The organism is Marinobacter salinus, from assembly GCF_001854125.1.
GTDB lineage: Bacteria > Pseudomonadota > Gammaproteobacteria > Pseudomonadales > Oleiphilaceae > Marinobacter > Marinobacter salinus.
Map to the genome: position 1 here is coordinate 1,405,029 of NZ_CP017715.1, position 16,422 is coordinate 1,421,450.

Here is a 16,422-nt window from a genome sequence, read left to right on the forward strand (position 1 = left end):
TACCCTTCACGGTGGCGAAACTTGGGCTTGCTTTATACCAATGGCCCAGCTCGGGGAGAAGGAGACTAAGTCATTCAGAGTGCTATGCTCCCACCAAGAACGGCCAATCAGGAACAAGGTGAAACGCAGGATGGGAGGAGTATTATCGGGGAACAACATGAAACTACTCTTCCACCTACCTGTTAACCAGACTGGCGCACAAAATAACATGGGGAGGGACAGCAGCTAACCCAGCCGTTTGTTTTCATGTCAGAAATTTCTGAGGGGGGTTTCGAATATCAAGATTCAAAATTACCCCCCCGTACCCCGCTCTAGCTCCCCAAATTGAGAACGCCCTGTTCGGTTTCTGGAGGCTGAAGCACGGCAGGTATAACCGAGTGCTTGATGTGGAACTTCACGTCGTGAGCAACTTGTTCGAGAGTTTCTCCCCTATCTTTACACCGAGTTGCCCATTCCCTCCCGGGATGTAGGACATCCCACCTGGAACGAACTTGGCCGTACCTCCCACGTCCCGGGTCGTTATTGCCGAAACCATCCAAATATCTGTTCCAAACAGGCATGAACTTGGATATCAACAAAGCCTCACCAAGAGGAATCCAGATATCTTCAACCACAAGGTATTTACAGAAAAAATCCTCTATCTGAAGATTCGTAGCCTCTTTAATACTTCCCGCATGCTTTGTGAGGCGTGAATACAACGGTGTGCCTTTTGCCGATAACTCGTCAGTCACGCCCTTTCTTTTTCCTTGAGGGTCAGCTTTTCCCACGTATATGGGGCAAACAAGCTTTTGTGGCGAATTTAACGCCCCTAAGTCTGCGTAGGCGTCAAAAGTTCCACAGTAATAGATTAGATAAAGCCCTGCCCCGTTGAAGCGCTCCAGTTGGTCCAAACGTACAGGACTCGAAGACAAAATAGCTTGCCCAATACTCTCGGCCAGATTTTTCTTGTTTAGCGGGTCAAACGGATGAGACGAACCAGACATTAAGACAGCCTCGCCTTGGCCAGTGATTTCTTGAGCTGGTCCTCTTGGACTTTCAGCAAAGCTTGAGCAACACTTGAAGCGACACGTTGTCCAAGGGCCAGCGGGACAGCGTTACCGAGCTGACGCATCGTTTCAGTCCAAGAACCGTGAAATATATAAGTATCAGGGAATGTCTGGAGTCTGGCAGACTCGCGGACAGTGAAGTATCTGACCTCCCCGCTCGGCTTTACCAACATATTCTCTCCACCCGGCACACCGTGGACGCCTGCTTTCAATGTCTTGGCCGGCAAATCGATTGGACTGCCGGTGTGCCCTGGATAGGTACGCGCTCCTGGCTGAAATTTATGATTCAGGAAGATTTCGCCAGTCTTTTGTTCAGGGTCAGGCATACCCTTCAAAGCATCCCGAACAGTATTCCATCGAGACCGACTAGGCACGTCTACATTAAGTTTCTCAACTCGATTTCTAAGCCTTCCTTCCATAGAGGGACGATCCTTCTTTGCGACCCCATGATAGTCCCAATACTCACCGGTAACCCATTGGGAATGCAGGAGGGCATCATACGAGTGTGTCTCCTGCGGAAAGGTCCATTCAACGTGCAAATCGTGGCGGAACCCAACGAAGAAGATTCGCTCTCTCTTCTGCGGCACTCCATAGTTGGCAGCGTTCAAAACCCTAAACACAACTTCATAGGTAGAGGAATCTTTACTCCCAGAAGTTTGATACCTCTCCAGCCGCCCCAAGTGGTCTAGCCACTCTTCATTTTCTCTCGCTACAACTTCCGGGAACTCAAGCTGAAGTCTGATGTAGTTAAAATACTCTGCGAAGGTCTTGCGAGTCAGGCCTTTTACATTCTCGATAATAAAAGCCTTTGGCTTCAGCTCCCGAATTGCCCTAACGGTCTCCGGAAACATATCTCGTTCGTCAAGAAAGGCCCGGTGTCGGCCTCCTTGCGAAAATGGTTGGCACGGTGGCCCACCAGCAACCAAATCAACCTCACCGTCGATGTCTTCATAAGAGAAATGCCTGACATCCAGCTCATAAAGCGGCCAACCATTTACTATCGGGTTCCCTCTGGACTGGTTTTGGCGAATTGTGTCGCACGCCCACCTATCCCGCTCAACTACAGCCAATGGACTAAAGCCTGCCAGCGACACGCCCATGCCCAGGCCTCCCGCACCAGTGAACAGTTCAACCGCTTTCATCATCTGGTTTTCCTCAAAACTCAACAAACACGCCGACCGAATATATCAGACTAACCAATGGCTTTGACCCTCAATGGTCTAATAAGAAGCCACAGAGTTTCTCACGTAGGGCAATATCATCAGACAACTCGCACTCCCAGACTATTAAGACACTCCAGCCTTGCCGCTCTAATTCACAAACATTACGTGCGTCACGAGCTTTGTTGTCCTCGAATTTTTTCCTCCAAAACTCCTCCCGGGATTTAGGAAAACGAGCCATTGAGCACCCTTCGTGACGATGCCAGAAGCAGCCATGGACGAATATGATTTTCTGCTTTTTCGCAAAGACAATATCTGGTTTTCCGGGCAGGTCCCCGCGATGCAATCGATACCGAAACCCCAGTGAATGGAGTAGCTTACGGACATGGAGTTCAGGAGAAGTGTTCTTCCCCCGCACCTTTCCCATAATCTCACTTCGCTTCGCCTTCGAAACTGAATCCATAGGATTTTCCACGAAGGATAATGACCGTGGGCCAGTGGCAAGAGACTGAGCAAACAGCTCTGCGGGATTTACGAAAGCCCACCTCTATTCTTGAGGGCTATTCGAGCTCGAACTTTCTGCAATCATCACTTGAAAGCGTCAGGCAAGTCTTCAACCAAAAGCTCTCTCACCTGCAAATATTCTTCGGATGGAGTTTCACCTAAGATGACCTGAATTTGGTCCATGACAAACGCCTGAGCTTCGGTCGAAAGAAAATGATTTTCTGGAGCGGAACCACACTGGAGAGGGTCGATGAATAAGTGGTCTAGGCGGATAACACTATCCTCTTTAATGACTCCTCCAGACTTGGGCACCCAAAAGAACTCAGGATACATTAAGCTCCGGATTCGAGCGCACATCACCGAACCAAACGAGGTGGCTTTCTTTTGCGAAGATGCTGCATATAGCGGTGCTAATAGATACTGGCTTCCGAAGGCATTCAGTGCTTTCTGTCTCTGAACACCCAGCGGTAAAGTCGATGCATCTACACCATCCACCTTTCCGATAATTAAGCAGAGGCGTTTCTTGGCACGACTGAGAATCAGCTCGTGGTTTTCAGTAAGGTTTAAAGCATGGACGGGAAGCCGAGCTTCTTTCCCGCGAAAGTCCCGAGTGTCATCGAACCTTCGAATTTCCAGTTCAGCGGAGTCGTGTGTAGTTGCGGCTGAGCGTTTAACATCCGCAACCCAAGGGCGACGCTCTTTCTCAAGCACAGGCACCCAACAAAACTGCCCCGACTCTGGCAACTCACCCTTGGTCCGCGTCGAGTCGTACATGGAATTTACGAACGAAAATATGTCGAGAAACTCTTCCTTGTCGCTCATTATGAATTTCCGATTTGGTGGTTACTCGTAAAGCCGTGAGAGGTTTGCAGAGGCCTTAAGATGCTGCCCCTTGTCTCCATCGACCTCATTAGCAACCTCAGAAAGCTCTGACTCGAAAGCCATGTAGTGTTCGTCGTATATTCCTCGAGTCGGCTTTTCCTCTAGCTCTCGGGACTTTAGAAATGCAGCCGCCCTCTTGGCCATAAGCGCCTGGATACGCTCGGCCTTGGCCTTGCTGATTTGCATTCTAAAAGACCGAACATCCTCAGGTTTTGCTTCTGAATCAGGTCCTGGAAATGATAGAAGCTTCCCCGGCTTCGCGGACTGCATTGGTTCCGTTTCAAAATAAACGTGATTGAGTAGACTTCTCAGGTCATACCGGAAGCGCCCCAAATCCGTTTCCAGCCTTAGCGGCACGCCTCTGGGCAAATCCAAATCTCGAAGAGAGGCCCTCGAGGTATTACTCGGTAACCTGTAGATTCGCGCAACTGCTCCATCCCCAGCTTCCGTCTCTACACCTTCCATAGTAAGGGAACCGGTGTCAGCCATTTGACGGATAGTCTGGTCTATTTTGCGGCTGTAAGGTCCAAAATGATGGAAGATCCAGTCGGATGTCGACTGAACGTAGTCGGAGTCTCGCAGCGATGAGTAATAGTCTAGCAAATACAGATACTTGGTCAGGGCAGTTGTGGAAAGACCATTACTACCCTGCCCCTCTGCAGCAGCAAGAATTGCTTTGATGTATTGCTCTATTCTCGTCGCGTTCATCTAACTCTGTTTTGACTAAGCCTTGAGTGGGGCTAATGCGAAAGGCTGCGCATCTTATCGCTAGCTGTAACTTACAATCAAGTTAAGCCCTTCGTGGTGCCATCCAGACAGATTATTCTCCCTTTAGTTCAAGGTAGCCCCTTAGACTGATTTCTTCCTCACGACCTTCGGATTACATTCGACCCTGCCGCATGAGGCTAGCTTACAAATCCTGCGTTGTCTGTCTCGTTCTATTCTTTACGTGAACTAAGGCCGAATCGTTTAAATATCCAGTATCGCTTTGGTATAGCTTTACGAAACCACCAATCGGAGCTCCGCTACTGGTTTCATTTTATCTATTGACCACCCAAACGAAACCGCTATTATAAAACCAGTCTAACGAAACCAGCGGGGGAAAGTATGTTTGTTCGCGCCTACCTGCGGGCCTCTACTGAGGACCAAGACGCAAACCGAGCAAGGGAGGAGCTTGATAGCTTCGCTTCAGACAAGGGACTGACTATCGCGGCCTATTACATCGAGAATGAATCAGGTGCACAGCTCAATAGGCCAGAGCTCTTTCGTCTTCTCAATGACTGCCACAAGGGCGACATTCTTCTCGTTGAGCAGGTTGATAGGTTGAGTCGCCTCAATGCGGATGATTGGGAAACACTGAAACGCCGAATCAAAGACAAGGGCGTCCGAATCGTAGCTATTGACCTGCCCACTTCCTGGATGATGGTTGGCACTGAAGACGAGCTCACCGCACGTATGATGGACGCATTGAATGAGATGATGCTGGACATGCTCGCAGCAATCGCCCGGAAGGACTATGCGGATAGACGAAGAAGACAGCGACAGGGCATCGAGAAGGCTAAGGCTCAAGGTAAGTACAGGGGCAGACCTATCAACAAAGAACGGCACCAGAATATCCTCACCATGATTGCCAAAGGCCACAGCTGGACTGAGGTTTCAAGAATAACGGGAGCCTCCCGAGCTACGATTGCCCGAGCAATAAAACAAGCTAACGAAACTTAGAAGCTCCCAAATATTCAGCCGACCCTGATCGGTATCATCAATAAGAGCGCGGGCCATGCTTCCCGCCTCTATACCCAAATTCCTGGGACCAGCCATCTCCCAAGTGATACTCAGGTTTTGGGTCTACCCCATTGGGTAAAAACACTCCGATACCAGACCTAGCCTACTTCCCAAATGGATCATTAAGGCCTTCAGAGAGGGTCTTTTTTGGGTCTACACCATCGGGTGAAAGTACTCCGACACCAGACTTAGGCTCCTTCTCAAAAGGATCATTTAGGCCTTCATTAGGGGTCTTTTTTTGGGTCTACCCATGTGGGGGAAATAACTCCCCTCTCTCCCGAATAAACCGCAGAAAACCAGAGCCGATTGCCACCCCCGTCCATGTTGCCTCCGCCATCAGGTCGAGAGTCTCAACGCCTTTCGTCTCTGGGGGTCTGTTCCTTGTTCAACTTGCATACATTCCCGGAGGACTTTATGCGAACAGAAACCCGCCATGTTCGACAACACAACGGACGAACCATTTATCACGTCAACTTATGCCCTGACAGCCGCCAAGCGGTGGGGGCTATTCAAAGCACACTTCTGGCCCGCTGCGGGCTCAAGTACAGCTTCTCGGTAGTTCTACGCGCCCTGTCGCTCATGACCGCCCAGGGGCTTCCCACAACTGACATCAACGAGCTCATTCAGTACTGCCGCCTGTGCGCTTCCAAAGGCAGGAAACAGCGAAACGAAGGAGTTACATCATGACAGCCAACAACCTACGCAGAAGCAAACACGAGGTCATTCATCAACAACTCGAAAAAGGAGGTTTCCGTGGCCCCATCAATGCCAAGTGCGTTGAATGCATTTACGACCCGGAAGCAAAGGGCACCTGGAGACAGCAAGTCCAAGCCTGCACCTCGAAAGGCTGCCCCCTTTTCCCGGTGAGACCAACACCTATCAAGGTAATCAGCGAATAACGCCAAATTCTTTACTGAAATTCCAGTATTCGCCCCCTACCCCCGACCAAACATCGCATCAACGGTGAAGGCTCTCTGGATTCTCGACAGAGGGCCTTTTTTATATAGGAGTTAGCCAAAATGACCACCACCAAAGCGAGAGACTTTATTCGAATCTCAACAGATGGTTCCTGCATCGGAAACCCGGGGCCCGGAGCTTGGGCTTTTGTAGTCGTCGACGAAAAGGAATCAGAAACTCTAGAGGTGCAATCCTCGCGATATGCCAGCACGACAAACCAACGAATGGAGTTATCGGCTGTCATCGCGGCTCTAGAAGCCTTTCAGGACACAGACAGGCCTATTCTGGTTGAGTCCGACAGTCAGTATGTAGTGAAGGGAATCACTGAATGGGTCCCCTCGTGGAAGGCAAGAAACTGGAAAACAGCGGCCCGTAAACCCGTCAAAAACGCCGACCTCTGGCAACAGCTCGACACACTCGCGAGTGACCGCGATATCACCTGGCAATGGGTTAAAGGCCACGACGGCAACGCCAACAACGAAAGGGCTGACTTTCTGGCCTACTCCATGGCTAGTTCAGAGGAGGTGCGCTGTGGCTCCTGAGCAACTAACCCTCCCCCCTGAGGGAGCAGCCTTCTCATCGCTTGAATGGATGTGCCGCTTCGGGCCAAACGAAAAGCTGACCAAAGTTGTGGGGGCCCCTGTGAAAACAACGTATCTGTCACCCCAAACAGCGGAATGGGGACTTACCGGCGAGGGAGTATCTGAAATGCTTAATCAAATCGGCGTCTCAGCAAGGTATCTACAACCCCATGCTGAAGCCTTGGGAATTATCCTGAAGGCAATGCTGGCGGCCCTGAAGCCGAATAGCAGTATCAACGGGGTATTTGCTGTTTGTTTGAGCCGTGCTGCCTCTTCATTCTCCACTCCACCAAGATATCGGACCAACCGGATTGGTCTTAAAACGTGGACAAGGGTAATAGACTCATTAGAACGAATGGGATTTATCGAAAAGCTCTGTGGTGGCTTCAAAGGGGAGGGATATTTCCAGGGACTCACAAGCACGTATGTTCCGACTCAGACAACCAGTGACTGGTTCAGCGAACACAGCTCTGGGCTCTCATTGGCCCACTTATCAGCTAATGAGCCACTGCTGCTGACCAGCAACAAACGGCTAATCGATTACCCTGACAACGAACACACAAACGCTCTCAGACGCCAAATTGAAGATATCAACACCGTGAATCGGGCTCACCACTTTGGCCTACAGAAGGGCCTAGAGGTCATCTCTATAGACCAGCGCCTGCTTACAGGTAAACGCAGGTTCAGGGACGACTTCCAAAGTGGCGGACGCATGTTTCTGGCCCTCCAACAGCTCAAAAAGAAAGAACGGGCAAACTTGATAATTGATGGTGAGAAAACCGTAGAACTGGACTTCAGTTCCCATGCACCCCGCATGCTTTTTCATGCAAACGGTCGCCCTGCCCCGAGTGACTGTTATGCCCATGCTTCAGTGCCGAGGCAAATTATGAAAGAAGCGATGCTGAGGGTAACCAACTGCGACACCCGCAGTACGGCACTTCGGAGCCTGACTGTACTCTTGAGAGAGCGGGGAATCGACTACTTTTCTCCAAAGGAGCTGCTGACAGCTGTCGAAGAAACCAATCCGTTTGCCGTCAAAGGAATGAAGCCCGGAAGGTGGAAGGAGATTCAGTTCCTTGAAAGCAGAATTGCCTGCGGTATAGCACACCAACTTCACAAACACGATGTTCCCTGTCTGCCAATTCACGACTCCTTTGTCGTTAGACAGCGGGACAGGGACACCTTGATGCGTGCCATGCATGAGGAGTATCGGAAGCAGTTTCCTGAGTTCTCACCAGTGGTTACTGAGGCTGGGTAGGATGAATATGAACGATGACGACATCTACGTCGGTCAGAATACCTAATGGACCCACCTAATGCTCAATAAGAGTAGACCTAATGGACTCACCCAATGCTCACTAACAGTAGACCTATGAAAACACCACTTCGGCCTCCCATCACGGGGGGCCAATCAGATTAATCTGGAGGAAAATTGAACCTATGGCAGTGAAAGAACACCCGAAGGGATATCGGCTAGATATCCAAATACGGCACTACCCGAAAATCCGAAAAGTTCTAAGAGGAGTAGACGAGGTCGAAGCAAAGGCTATTCACGATTCAGTAATTGCCCAACTCCGGTCAGGGATTCCCAAGGAAGAACTCGACTTTGAGGCCCGGAATGGTTCTGAGCCCCTCCTCGTCTCTGAGAAGTTAACTGTCGGGGAGGCTTTTGACCAAGCCCTGCGGACCAAGTGGCGCAATAGGCAGTCATTACCAAGCTACTATTCATCTCTCGGTAAAACCACTGCAGAACGCTTTGGAAGGAAAAAGCGCCTTGCGGAGGTCCAGCCCAGAGATATCAGCAACTTCGTTGATGTTTGCCTTAGGAAAAAGGACAGCCCCTCCACTATCAACCATCGTCTGGCCCTCCTACGCAATATATGGACATATGCCATCCATCACTGGGAAGTTCCCGGCGTCAGAGAGATTGAGTGGAGCTACTACCGCCAGCGTAATGCCCGATATAACAGGAGTCGCGAAATCACGCCCGAGGAAGAGAAGACCATCCTGTCCCTTCTGAAAGGGTTCCACAACAAAGGAGCCCAACAGATGGCTAATCTCGTTCAGCTAGCCCTTTGGACAGGCCTCCGTCAGGGGGAACTTCTTGGCCTGGAGGTAAGAGACTTCGAGCGCGACTATTCCCGCTTACGAATTTCGCGGTCAACAGGCTCGAAAACAACCAAAACGGGACAGACTCGGTATATCCCTGTCCGAGGCCCAGCTTGGGAAATGGTCGATGAGCTCGCAGTAGAGGCTAGGGAGACGCGCCGTGTCCGATTGTTCCATGAACTAAACAAAGATAGGGTCAAAGCACTCTGGAGAAAGGTACGAAAAACGATGAATCTGGAGAGTGACCCCGGTTTCGTTTTCCATGCGCTTCGGCACACTTCTGCCACTCGATTAGCACGAAGAGGCGCAAGCACAAGGCATGTTCAGGAATGGTTGGGCCACGCGGATATCAAAACCACGCAGAGATACACTCATCTCGCCTCTAATGACCTAGACAACCTGGCTGACCTCATACAGCAGGCCCCGGCCTAAAATGCGAGGACGCCCGACGTAAGGGACCAATAGTTAAGCTTCCCTCAATGGGCGTCCCCGCCCCGCTTCTCGACTTCATCCCCTATGCGATATTCCGAGACCCTTATCCTAACGAGCTCATATGCCGGAACTCTTGGTAAGTGTTCGATGGCCCGTTTGAGCGCCTGCGGACTGAAAGAACCATATTCGTTCGTCTGGCCCTTTAGGGAATGCCCATCAAGTGCAGCAATGATGCTTGTGTCGACACCTCTTTCCCTCAAACTCGTAGCAAAAGCGTGCCTGAACCCATGAAATGGCTTTGTACTCGGAGGCACCCCTTGCTCGCGCACGTAAACAGACCACTTTCTCTGGAGACTATCGCCATATTTTCCTCGTTCTGAACTATTCAGGTCCGGCCAAAGCTTTCCTGTTCTTGGCAGAGATTTGGCATAATCCAATAGCCCCAAAGCCATTAAATCGGAATGGATGGGGATATCCCTTGCATGCCCCGTTTTCGTTCTTTTGTCAGCCCCATTTGGTCGGATTCTGAAACACCAGATATCAGCGACCTGCTCGACATCCGTAACGTCAAGCGCGGCGATTTCTTCCCGCCTGGCCCCGGTATAGTACGAAATAACTGGTAGCCAAACGCCTGCGGCACCAAAGCGCAGCCTTTCTTCGTAGTCCGATTCAGCAAACCAGCCTCCATGGAATACCTTGGAGAGCTCATCGCGACTGTATTCCCGCCTCACGAATTCCTTTCTCCGGCGGCGTCTGTTAGGAATTATTTCCGATGAGACTGGGTTAATTGTCAGCCCTGAACCGGGGATATCGAGAGCTGAGGTAAACAACGCACTTAGGTGAATCATGCGGTTGGAGACCGTTTCAAAGGACAAGGTCTTGAGTCCCTGCTCCTTCGCTATCCTCGCCTGTTCGGCCAAAGGTCTGGCCTTCAGCGCCTTTTTCGGCCTCGAGGGCGCTTCAAAGAGCAAATCACGATATGAACGCAGGTGGTCAGCTGTAACCCGGTTTATGGGAAGGTCACCGACGAAATCGATTAACCCGAAAACCGCAGCTCTGTAGTCTTCATAGCGTCGCCGCGCCGCTTGCTCGCCTAATTCCCTCGAAAGCTTTGCAACGTAACAATCCCATGTTTCCGATAGTGTCATCGAAGGGGCTTCAGCTGTCGCCTCAACCTTAGATTCCACTTCTGGGGTGGAGTATTTACCCATTTCCCTTTCGGATAGGTGATGTACAAGTAAACCAACTCTGGAAGCGAGCTGCCGAGCAAGGTTGATATATTCTCGTGATTCGGTGCGGAGGCCTGGACAACATCTGGCGACCAGTTGGGATAAATCGTCCTTAAAGGCTTCGACCACTAACTCGTCCAACTTCTGCTGGCCCTGCTTTTCTGCATCAGCAAGAGCACTCTGAAGGGGGCACTCAGGTTGACGGAGTGTCGTCCCATTCTCAACTGGCTCCTCAATCCAGTAATACCAATCTCGGAACGCTCCCTCCCGCTCAAGCTCGTCTATTTTTTCCTTAAGCCAGGTATCAGCTATTGAGGTGATTTGTACCGCAGACAGCACCGTTTCACCTGCAGCTTGTTTCTTGGCGTTATCTATAAGCGTTCTGAACTTTGAATACACAGCAGGAAACCTGAGGCGAGCCTCGTGAGGATCTTTGGTCTTGAGGGATTCTTTGAGTTCGGACCGCTTAACTATGGGCCGAAGCTCTTTGGGCACCGCAACGCGGCAGATGTAGACACCGTGACGATTTTTGCTTGGACTAGCCATATTCAGAGACAAGCTTTGTACCCCCGCTCTGTACCACCGGAGGCGACCACTAGACTTACGTAAGTATCTGAAACGGCGAAATCTTAACTGATTTCAACGAGATAGGAAATAATGGAGGCGCGGGTCGGAATCGAACCGGCGTACACGGAGTTGCAGTCCGCTGCATAACCACTCTGCCACCGCGCCGGGTAAAAGTCCGAAAGGAAGAGGACTTTCATGCTCTCAGGTGGGCATTGAGAGACTGTGTTGACTTTTTAACCAGTTGAACTGGAAAAATTGGAGCGGGAAACGAGATTCGAACTCGCGACCCCAACCTTGGCAAGGTTGTGCTCTACCAACTGAGCTATTCCCGCTTGGTCAACGAGGGCGTATTCTACGGATTCGGCCGATTGCGTCAACCACTTTTTTCAACTTTCTGTTTTCGCTGGGTTTCTGGACATTTTTTGGTCGACAGACACGGTCTGTTCGGCCGTCAGTTCCTGCACAAGCCTCTCCGGTGCCATGATACAATATGACCAACTCAACGGGGTGCCCTATCAACAGCGGGGCTGAGACCATACCCGCGGAACCTGATCCGGATTATGCTGGCGAAGGGATTGAGCTCCCACCACTAATGGTGTACCCGCGGCAAGGTTTCCCCCCGACATTCAGGAGGATTCCAAAGCCATGCTTATCCGCACCACACTATTGCTACTGGCTGCCTCATTGTGGCCGGTTGCCGGAGCAGCACAAACACCGCAAGAGCTGACGATCTACACCCACCCTTCGTTCGCAGCGGAATGGGGCCCTGGCCCCGGAATCAAGCAGGCATTTGAAGCACAGTGTGACTGCGAGGTTCGTTACGTCGTTCTGGAGAGCGGCGGCGACATACTCCAACGGTTGCGCCTTGAAGGCGAAAACAGTCCAGCGGATATCGTTCTGGGACTGGATACCGGGACCATGAACACCGCTCGCGAGACCGGCCTCCTGGCGCCTCACCAGACTGACTTGGCAGCCCTTGAACTGCCAATCGAGTGGTCCGATAACCTGTTCGTTCCTTATGACTGGGGCTATTTCGCCTTCGTGTACGACACTGAGCAGCTACAGGAACCACCCCACAGCCTTGACGCACTGATTAATGCCCCGGACGATCTTAAGATTATTATTCAGGACCCCAGAACCAGCACCCCCGGCCTTGGCTTATTGTTGTGGATGCGCAGTGTGTACGGTGAAGAGGCTCCGGAAAAATGGCAACGGCTAAAAGGAAAGATCCTCACAACGACCAAAAGCTGGAGTGATGGCTATTTTTCGCTGTTCATGAACGGCGAAGCACCGATGATCCTGTCGTACAGCACCTCGCCTGCCTATCACATGGCGATCGACAAAACCGATCGGTATCAGGCTGCTGAATTTGAAGAGGGGCATTATCTCCAGGTTGAGGTCGCTGCCCTGGTTAAGTCATCAAACCACAAACAGCTGGGCCGCAGATTTCTTCAATTCGTACTCACAGACAAGTTCCAGCAGCACATTCCACTGAAGAATGTCATGTACCCGGCCATCGACCTTGGGCCAGACCTACCTGATGTGTTCAACCGGCTGATCGAGCCAGTCAATACACTCTATTTTGATCCAGCAGTGGTGGCAGACAAACGCAAAGCATGGCTTAACGAATGGCTGGACGCCATGACCCGATGAACAGGCTTCTGCTCAGATGAATACGGGGTTTCAGCCACCCATGAGTGGGTCGGGCTGGCGAATCTGGCCGGGTACGTTGCTCGCTCTGGGCATCGTTGGTCTCGCAGCATGCGGTGTGGGTGCACTGCTATGGCAAGCGCCTGCCCTGGACGCCACGGAACTTTGGAGCAGCCGTTATCTGCGCAGTGTCCTGGTATTTACTGTCTGGCAGGCGGCTCTCTCAGTTTTCCTGAGCCTGCTGGTCGCCCTTCCCATCGCACGCGCCCTGGATCGCCATAGGCGATTTCCCGGCCGTGGCATTCTGCTTCGGTTAATGGAACTCAGCCTTGTTTTACCCACCATCGTGGCGGTATCCGGAATTGTCGGTGTCTACGGTCGCCAGGGCTGGCTTACCTCGCTCTTGCAGGAGTGGTCTCCTTCCCTGAACTGGAATCTTTATGGGCTTAACGGGATCGTTCTGGCCCATATTTTCTTCAACGCGCCTCTTGCCGCCCGGATCCTTCTGCAAACCCTTGAGAGCACACCTGAAGGGCAACGGCGGATCGCAAGTCAACTGGGACTCGGCCCACTGTGGCAATGGCGGGCGCTGGAATGGCCGGCTATGCGTCCCGTTCTTCCCGGTGTCGCCGCCCTGGTGTTCACCCTGTGTTTTACGAGCTTTGCCATTGTGATGACGCTCGGTGGCGGGCCGGGTGCAACAACGCTTGAAGTTGCGATTTACCAGTCACTCCGCTTCGAGTTTGATTTTGGAAGAGCCGCTCTTCTTGCCGTTGTCCAACTGCTTATCTGCGGCTCGCTTTGGTGGCTGGTTCTCCGGAAAGGTGTAACCGCCTCGCTCGTTCCTGATCGCAAGCTGTCTGGCAATTCAATCCGCAAGGACAGCACAGGCGTCCATGTGGTGACCGATGGGGCATTGTTAGTCACCTTCACCCTTTTTCTGATCCTCCCCCTCCTCGCGGTGCTATTCCGAGGGTTTCCCGGTTTGCTCGACGCCCTTTCTCCTGGCGACGCCTCCCTGTCTGGCTCAGGGCTGCTGCCAGCAACGCTCCGCAGCCTCGCCATTGCATTGCCGGCTGGAGCTGCCTCAGTCCTTACCGCACTGCTGATTCTGGCGGCAAAAAAAGCGGGGAACTTCCAGCTGCTATCCCGGCTCTGTGAAGTGACCGCCTATTTGCCACTCATCATTCCGCCCCTGGTGCTGGGAACCGGCCTGTTTCTGCTCTTGCGACCCAAGCTGGGCGTAACCAATGAGGGCCTTGTTCTTGTCGCGCTGATCAACGCTGTCATGGCCCTGCCCTTCGTTCTCCAGCTCCTTAGAGGTCCTTTCAATAACCTTGACCCGGCTACCGTCAACCAGGCCGACCAGCTCGGGATCCGCGGTTGGTATCGCTGGCGTTGGCTTTACTGGCCCCGCATGCGACGCCCGCTTGCCCTTGCCATGGCGTATGGGACCGGCCTGTCGCTCGGGGATTTCGGGGTCATTGCACTCTTTGGCGCGCCCGGAGAGCCAACAATCCCCGTTCTTCTCTACCAGCAACTGGGCAGTTATCAGATGTCGGCGGCCGCAGCCAGTGGCCTTTGGTTGCTCCTGCTCCTGCTTGGCCTGTTTGCCTTTTTCAACCTGCTCGGGAGGCAGCCCCCCCGGGTGAAGCGCGTTGGTCACACTGTCACGGAATACCCGGAACCCGATCATGCTTGAAGTCAGAAATCTTGTTTTCGCCTATAAGCCCTCGAGCCGGCCCTGGCACTTTGATTTCCAGGTTAGCACGGGCGAATGCATTGCCATTCAAGGCCCCAGCGGATCAGGAAAATCCACGCTGCTTGGATTACTGGCAGGGTTTCTGGAACCCTGGAACGGCGACATACTATGGAATGGTGAGCTGCTGAACCCACTGCCGCCCTGGGAACGGCCTGTCACCAGTGTATTCCAGGAACACAATCTGTTTGAGCATCTGAACGTGGTAACCAATATCGGCCTGGGTATTCATCCCGGCATGAAGCTGTCGACTGACCAGAAGGACTTGATCAAGGAAGGCCTGGCACGGGTTGGTCTTGGGGGATTTGAGACACGGATGCCAGCCGAGCTTTCGGGAGGTCAACGCCAACGGGTCGCACTTCTCCGCGCAATACTTCGCAACCAGCCTGTACTGCTCCTTGACGAGCCGCTGACCGGCCTTGACGAAGACACACGCAAGATCCTGAGGACCATACTCATTGAACAAAAAAACGCCGGGACCACGATCGTTCTTGCCAGCCATGACGAGGAGGACCGCCGGGTACTGGCAGATCGCCACTGGAGTCTCTAAGCTAGTGATTGGAAAGTAAAACAACCAATGGACTATCGACAGCAGTGACGAGCCCAGACAACAACGAAAATCCGGCTTTCGTGATGCCTCCCCATATCCCGGGAGACGCTGTTATGGAGGCCGGAACGCTTGTCATCCGGGGAGACTGGACGCTGCCCGCCTATAAAAGGCTCAGGTCCGTTGGAGGAGAGTTCTCCAGGCCAACGCAGACATCCTTACCAGTAGACCTGTCGGGCCTCGGGCGGGTTGATACTGCCGGAGCCTCGCAACTGGCCTCCCTTCTCGGGCCCGAGAGGTTACTGGGCCTTGCCTCAGAGCCCGGTCTTCTGCCTGCCGAGAAATCCGCTTTACTCTGTGCCGTTTGTGAGGCCATGTCCAACAGGCCTGAGCCCCGACCTGCCAACATTTCACGGATTGCCCTTTTGCTTTCGGAGACCGGTCGACGGGTCGAAACCCTGTTCCAGTTGCTCCGGATGTTGAACGGTTTTATCGGGCAAACCCTCGCAGCACTGTTCTGGACTCTGCCTCGGCCTCGCCGATGGCGAATGACTCCCTTTGTCGCAGCGGTCCAGGATACCGGGCTTAATGCGCTTCCGATTGTTGCTCTGCTTACCTTTCTGGTGGGCGCGGTAGTCGCCTTTCTTGGCGCCACCGTGCTTGAAGATTTCGGGGCCACCATTTACACGGTTCACCTGGTCGCCTTCTCGTTTTTGCGGGAATTCGGCGTGCTGCTTGCCGCCATTCTTCTCGCGGGCCGGACAGCCAGCGCCTTCACCGCACACATTGGCGCCATGAAGGTCAACGAGGAGCTGGATGCCATCCGTACACTCGGCCTGAATCCGATTGAGCTCCTGGTCCTGCCCCGAGTCCTGGCGATGGCTGTCAGCCTGCCCATCCTCACTTTTGTCGGCATGGTGGCGGGCCTGGTGGGCGGCGCTTCAGTCTGCGCGCTTGTCCTGGACATATATCCGTCGCAATTTATGGCCATTATTGAGCGGGACATCCCGCTTCGGCATTTTCTGGTTGGCCTTTCCAAGGCTCCGGTTTTCGCGTTCCTCATTGCTGTCATCGGATGCCTGGAAGGTTTCAAGGTGGGTGGCAGCGCACAGTCTGTTGGCGAGCACACCACATCCAGCGTTGTTCAGTCCATTTTCATGGTTATCCTGCTGGACTCCATTGCTGCGTTGTTTTTTATGGAGATGGGCTGGTAAAAC

The 16,422-nt window shown here is 52.6% G+C and carries 15 protein-coding genes, 2 tRNA genes and 1 riboswitch; of the genes, 9 read left to right on the forward strand and 8 right to left on the reverse strand.

Annotated features, from left to right (window positions below; all coding sequences use genetic code 11):
- Positions 1-311 precede the first annotated feature (311 nt).
- The 5 genes from BKP64_RS06350 to BKP64_RS06370 form a co-directional block, all read right to left on the reverse strand.
- Entirely contained in the window at positions 312-983 is a 672-nt protein-coding gene (locus tag BKP64_RS06350) for an Eco29kI family restriction endonuclease (RefSeq protein WP_070967470.1), read from the reverse strand.
- Complete coding sequence (locus BKP64_RS06355; RefSeq protein WP_227515519.1) at positions 983-2,191, reverse strand: DNA cytosine methyltransferase; 1,209 nt, start codon at positions 2,189-2,191, stop codon at positions 983-985. Before BKP64_RS06355 ends, BKP64_RS06350 begins: the two co-directional genes overlap by 1 nt.
- Positions 2,192-2,258: 67 nt before the next feature.
- Positions 2,259-2,669, reverse strand: a complete 411-nt coding sequence (locus tag BKP64_RS06360; RefSeq protein WP_070967473.1) for a very short patch repair endonuclease — start codon at positions 2,667-2,669, stop codon at positions 2,259-2,261.
- A 125-nt stretch (positions 2,670-2,794) separates the two neighbouring features.
- Positions 2,795-3,532, reverse strand: a complete 738-nt coding sequence (locus tag BKP64_RS06365) for a hypothetical protein (protein ID WP_070967476.1) — start codon at positions 3,530-3,532, stop codon at positions 2,795-2,797.
- 21 nt (positions 3,533-3,553) lie between these two features.
- Entirely contained in the window at positions 3,554-4,300 is a 747-nt protein-coding gene (locus BKP64_RS06370) for a hypothetical protein (RefSeq protein WP_070967479.1), read from the reverse strand.
- Positions 4,301-4,699: 399 nt separating this feature from the next.
- Between BKP64_RS06370 and BKP64_RS06375 the strand changes: the two genes are divergently transcribed.
- The 5 genes from BKP64_RS06375 to BKP64_RS06400 all read left to right on the forward strand — a co-directional run bounded on the left by BKP64_RS06375 (position 4,700) and on the right by BKP64_RS06400 (position 9,453).
- Positions 4,700-5,314, forward strand: a complete 615-nt coding sequence (locus tag BKP64_RS06375) for a recombinase family protein (RefSeq protein ID WP_070967482.1) — start codon at positions 4,700-4,702, stop codon at positions 5,312-5,314.
- Positions 5,315-6,057: 743 nt separating this feature from the next.
- Positions 6,058-6,273 carry a hypothetical protein gene (locus BKP64_RS06385; RefSeq protein ID WP_070967488.1) on the forward strand — a complete coding sequence of 72 codons (216 nt, stop codon included), beginning with the start codon at positions 6,058-6,060 and terminating at the stop codon, positions 6,271-6,273.
- A 120-nt stretch (positions 6,274-6,393) separates the two neighbouring features.
- The gene (gene rnhA, locus BKP64_RS06390) at positions 6,394-6,873 is read left to right on the forward strand and encodes a ribonuclease HI (RefSeq protein WP_070967491.1); all 480 of its coding nucleotides are present in this window, start codon (positions 6,394-6,396) and stop codon (positions 6,871-6,873) included.
- A complete protein-coding gene (locus tag BKP64_RS06395; protein ID WP_070967495.1) occupies positions 6,863-8,170 on the forward strand; it encodes a hypothetical protein in 1,308 nt (435 codons plus the stop codon). Before rnhA ends, BKP64_RS06395 begins: the two co-directional genes overlap by 11 nt.
- A gap of 182 nt (positions 8,171-8,352) precedes the next feature.
- On the forward strand, positions 8,353-9,453 hold the full coding sequence (locus BKP64_RS06400) for a tyrosine-type recombinase/integrase (protein WP_070967498.1): 1,101 nt from the start codon (positions 8,353-8,355) through the stop codon (positions 9,451-9,453).
- Between the two features lie 44 nt (positions 9,454-9,497).
- On the opposite strand, the gene BKP64_RS06405 is transcribed toward BKP64_RS06400, so the two are convergent.
- From BKP64_RS06405 to BKP64_RS06415, 3 genes are all read right to left on the reverse strand, one after another.
- Positions 9,498-11,240, reverse strand: coding sequence for a site-specific integrase (locus BKP64_RS06405; RefSeq protein ID WP_157755408.1), 1,743 nt, complete (start codon positions 11,238-11,240; stop codon positions 9,498-9,500).
- A gap of 100 nt (positions 11,241-11,340) precedes the next feature.
- Positions 11,341-11,414, reverse strand: a tRNA-Cys gene (locus BKP64_RS06410).
- 91 nt (positions 11,415-11,505) lie between these two features.
- A tRNA-Gly gene (locus tag BKP64_RS06415) sits at positions 11,506-11,581 on the reverse strand.
- 161 nt (positions 11,582-11,742) lie between these two features.
- Positions 11,743-11,841: riboswitch (TPP riboswitch) on the forward strand.
- Between the two features lie 53 nt (positions 11,842-11,894).
- Here BKP64_RS06415 and thiB point away from each other — a divergent pair.
- From thiB to BKP64_RS06435, 4 genes are all read left to right on the forward strand, one after another.
- The gene (gene thiB / locus BKP64_RS06420; protein ID WP_070967503.1) at positions 11,895-12,902 is read left to right on the forward strand and encodes a thiamine ABC transporter substrate binding subunit; all 1,008 of its coding nucleotides are present in this window, start codon (positions 11,895-11,897) and stop codon (positions 12,900-12,902) included.
- Between the two features lie 40 nt (positions 12,903-12,942).
- Positions 12,943-14,601, forward strand: coding sequence for a thiamine/thiamine pyrophosphate ABC transporter permease (gene thiP, locus BKP64_RS06425; protein WP_227515520.1), 1,659 nt, complete (start codon positions 12,943-12,945; stop codon positions 14,599-14,601).
- Positions 14,594-15,208, forward strand: a complete 615-nt coding sequence (locus BKP64_RS06430; protein ID WP_070967509.1) for a thiamine ABC transporter ATP-binding protein — start codon at positions 14,594-14,596, stop codon at positions 15,206-15,208. Before thiP ends, BKP64_RS06430 begins: the two co-directional genes overlap by 8 nt.
- Before the next feature lie 83 nt (positions 15,209-15,291).
- Positions 15,292-16,419 carry an MlaE family ABC transporter permease gene (locus tag BKP64_RS06435; RefSeq protein WP_070967511.1) on the forward strand — a complete coding sequence of 376 codons (1,128 nt, stop codon included), beginning with the start codon at positions 15,292-15,294 and terminating at the stop codon, positions 16,417-16,419.
- Positions 16,420-16,422: the final 3 nt, after the last annotated feature.

Coding starts and splice junctions, on each gene's coding strand:
- BKP64_RS06350 (WP_070967470.1), bottom strand. CDS start 983: ATGTCTGGTTCGTCTCATCCGTTTGACCCGCTAAACAAGAAAAATCTG.
- BKP64_RS06355 (WP_227515519.1), bottom strand. CDS start 2,191: ATGATGAAAGCGGTTGAACTGTTCACTGGTGCGGGAGGCCTGGGCATG.
- BKP64_RS06360 (WP_070967473.1), bottom strand. CDS start 2,669: ATGGATTCAGTTTCGAAGGCGAAGCGAAGTGAGATTATGGGAAAGGTG.
- BKP64_RS06365 (WP_070967476.1), bottom strand. CDS start 3,532: ATGAGCGACAAGGAAGAGTTTCTCGACATATTTTCGTTCGTAAATTCC.
- BKP64_RS06370 (WP_070967479.1), bottom strand. CDS start 4,300: ATGAACGCGACGAGAATAGAGCAATACATCAAAGCAATTCTTGCTGCT.
- BKP64_RS06375 (WP_070967482.1), top strand. CDS start 4,700: ATGTTTGTTCGCGCCTACCTGCGGGCCTCTACTGAGGACCAAGACGCA.
- BKP64_RS06385 (WP_070967488.1), top strand. CDS start 6,058: ATGACAGCCAACAACCTACGCAGAAGCAAACACGAGGTCATTCATCAA.
- rnhA (WP_070967491.1), top strand. CDS start 6,394: ATGACCACCACCAAAGCGAGAGACTTTATTCGAATCTCAACAGATGGT.
- BKP64_RS06400 (WP_070967498.1), top strand. CDS start 8,353: ATGGCAGTGAAAGAACACCCGAAGGGATATCGGCTAGATATCCAAATA.
- thiB (WP_070967503.1), top strand. CDS start 11,895: ATGCTTATCCGCACCACACTATTGCTACTGGCTGCCTCATTGTGGCCG.
- thiP (WP_227515520.1), top strand. CDS start 12,943: ATGAGTGGGTCGGGCTGGCGAATCTGGCCGGGTACGTTGCTCGCTCTG.
- BKP64_RS06430 (WP_070967509.1), top strand. CDS start 14,594: ATGCTTGAAGTCAGAAATCTTGTTTTCGCCTATAAGCCCTCGAGCCGG.
- BKP64_RS06435 (WP_070967511.1), top strand. CDS start 15,292: ATGCCTCCCCATATCCCGGGAGACGCTGTTATGGAGGCCGGAACGCTT.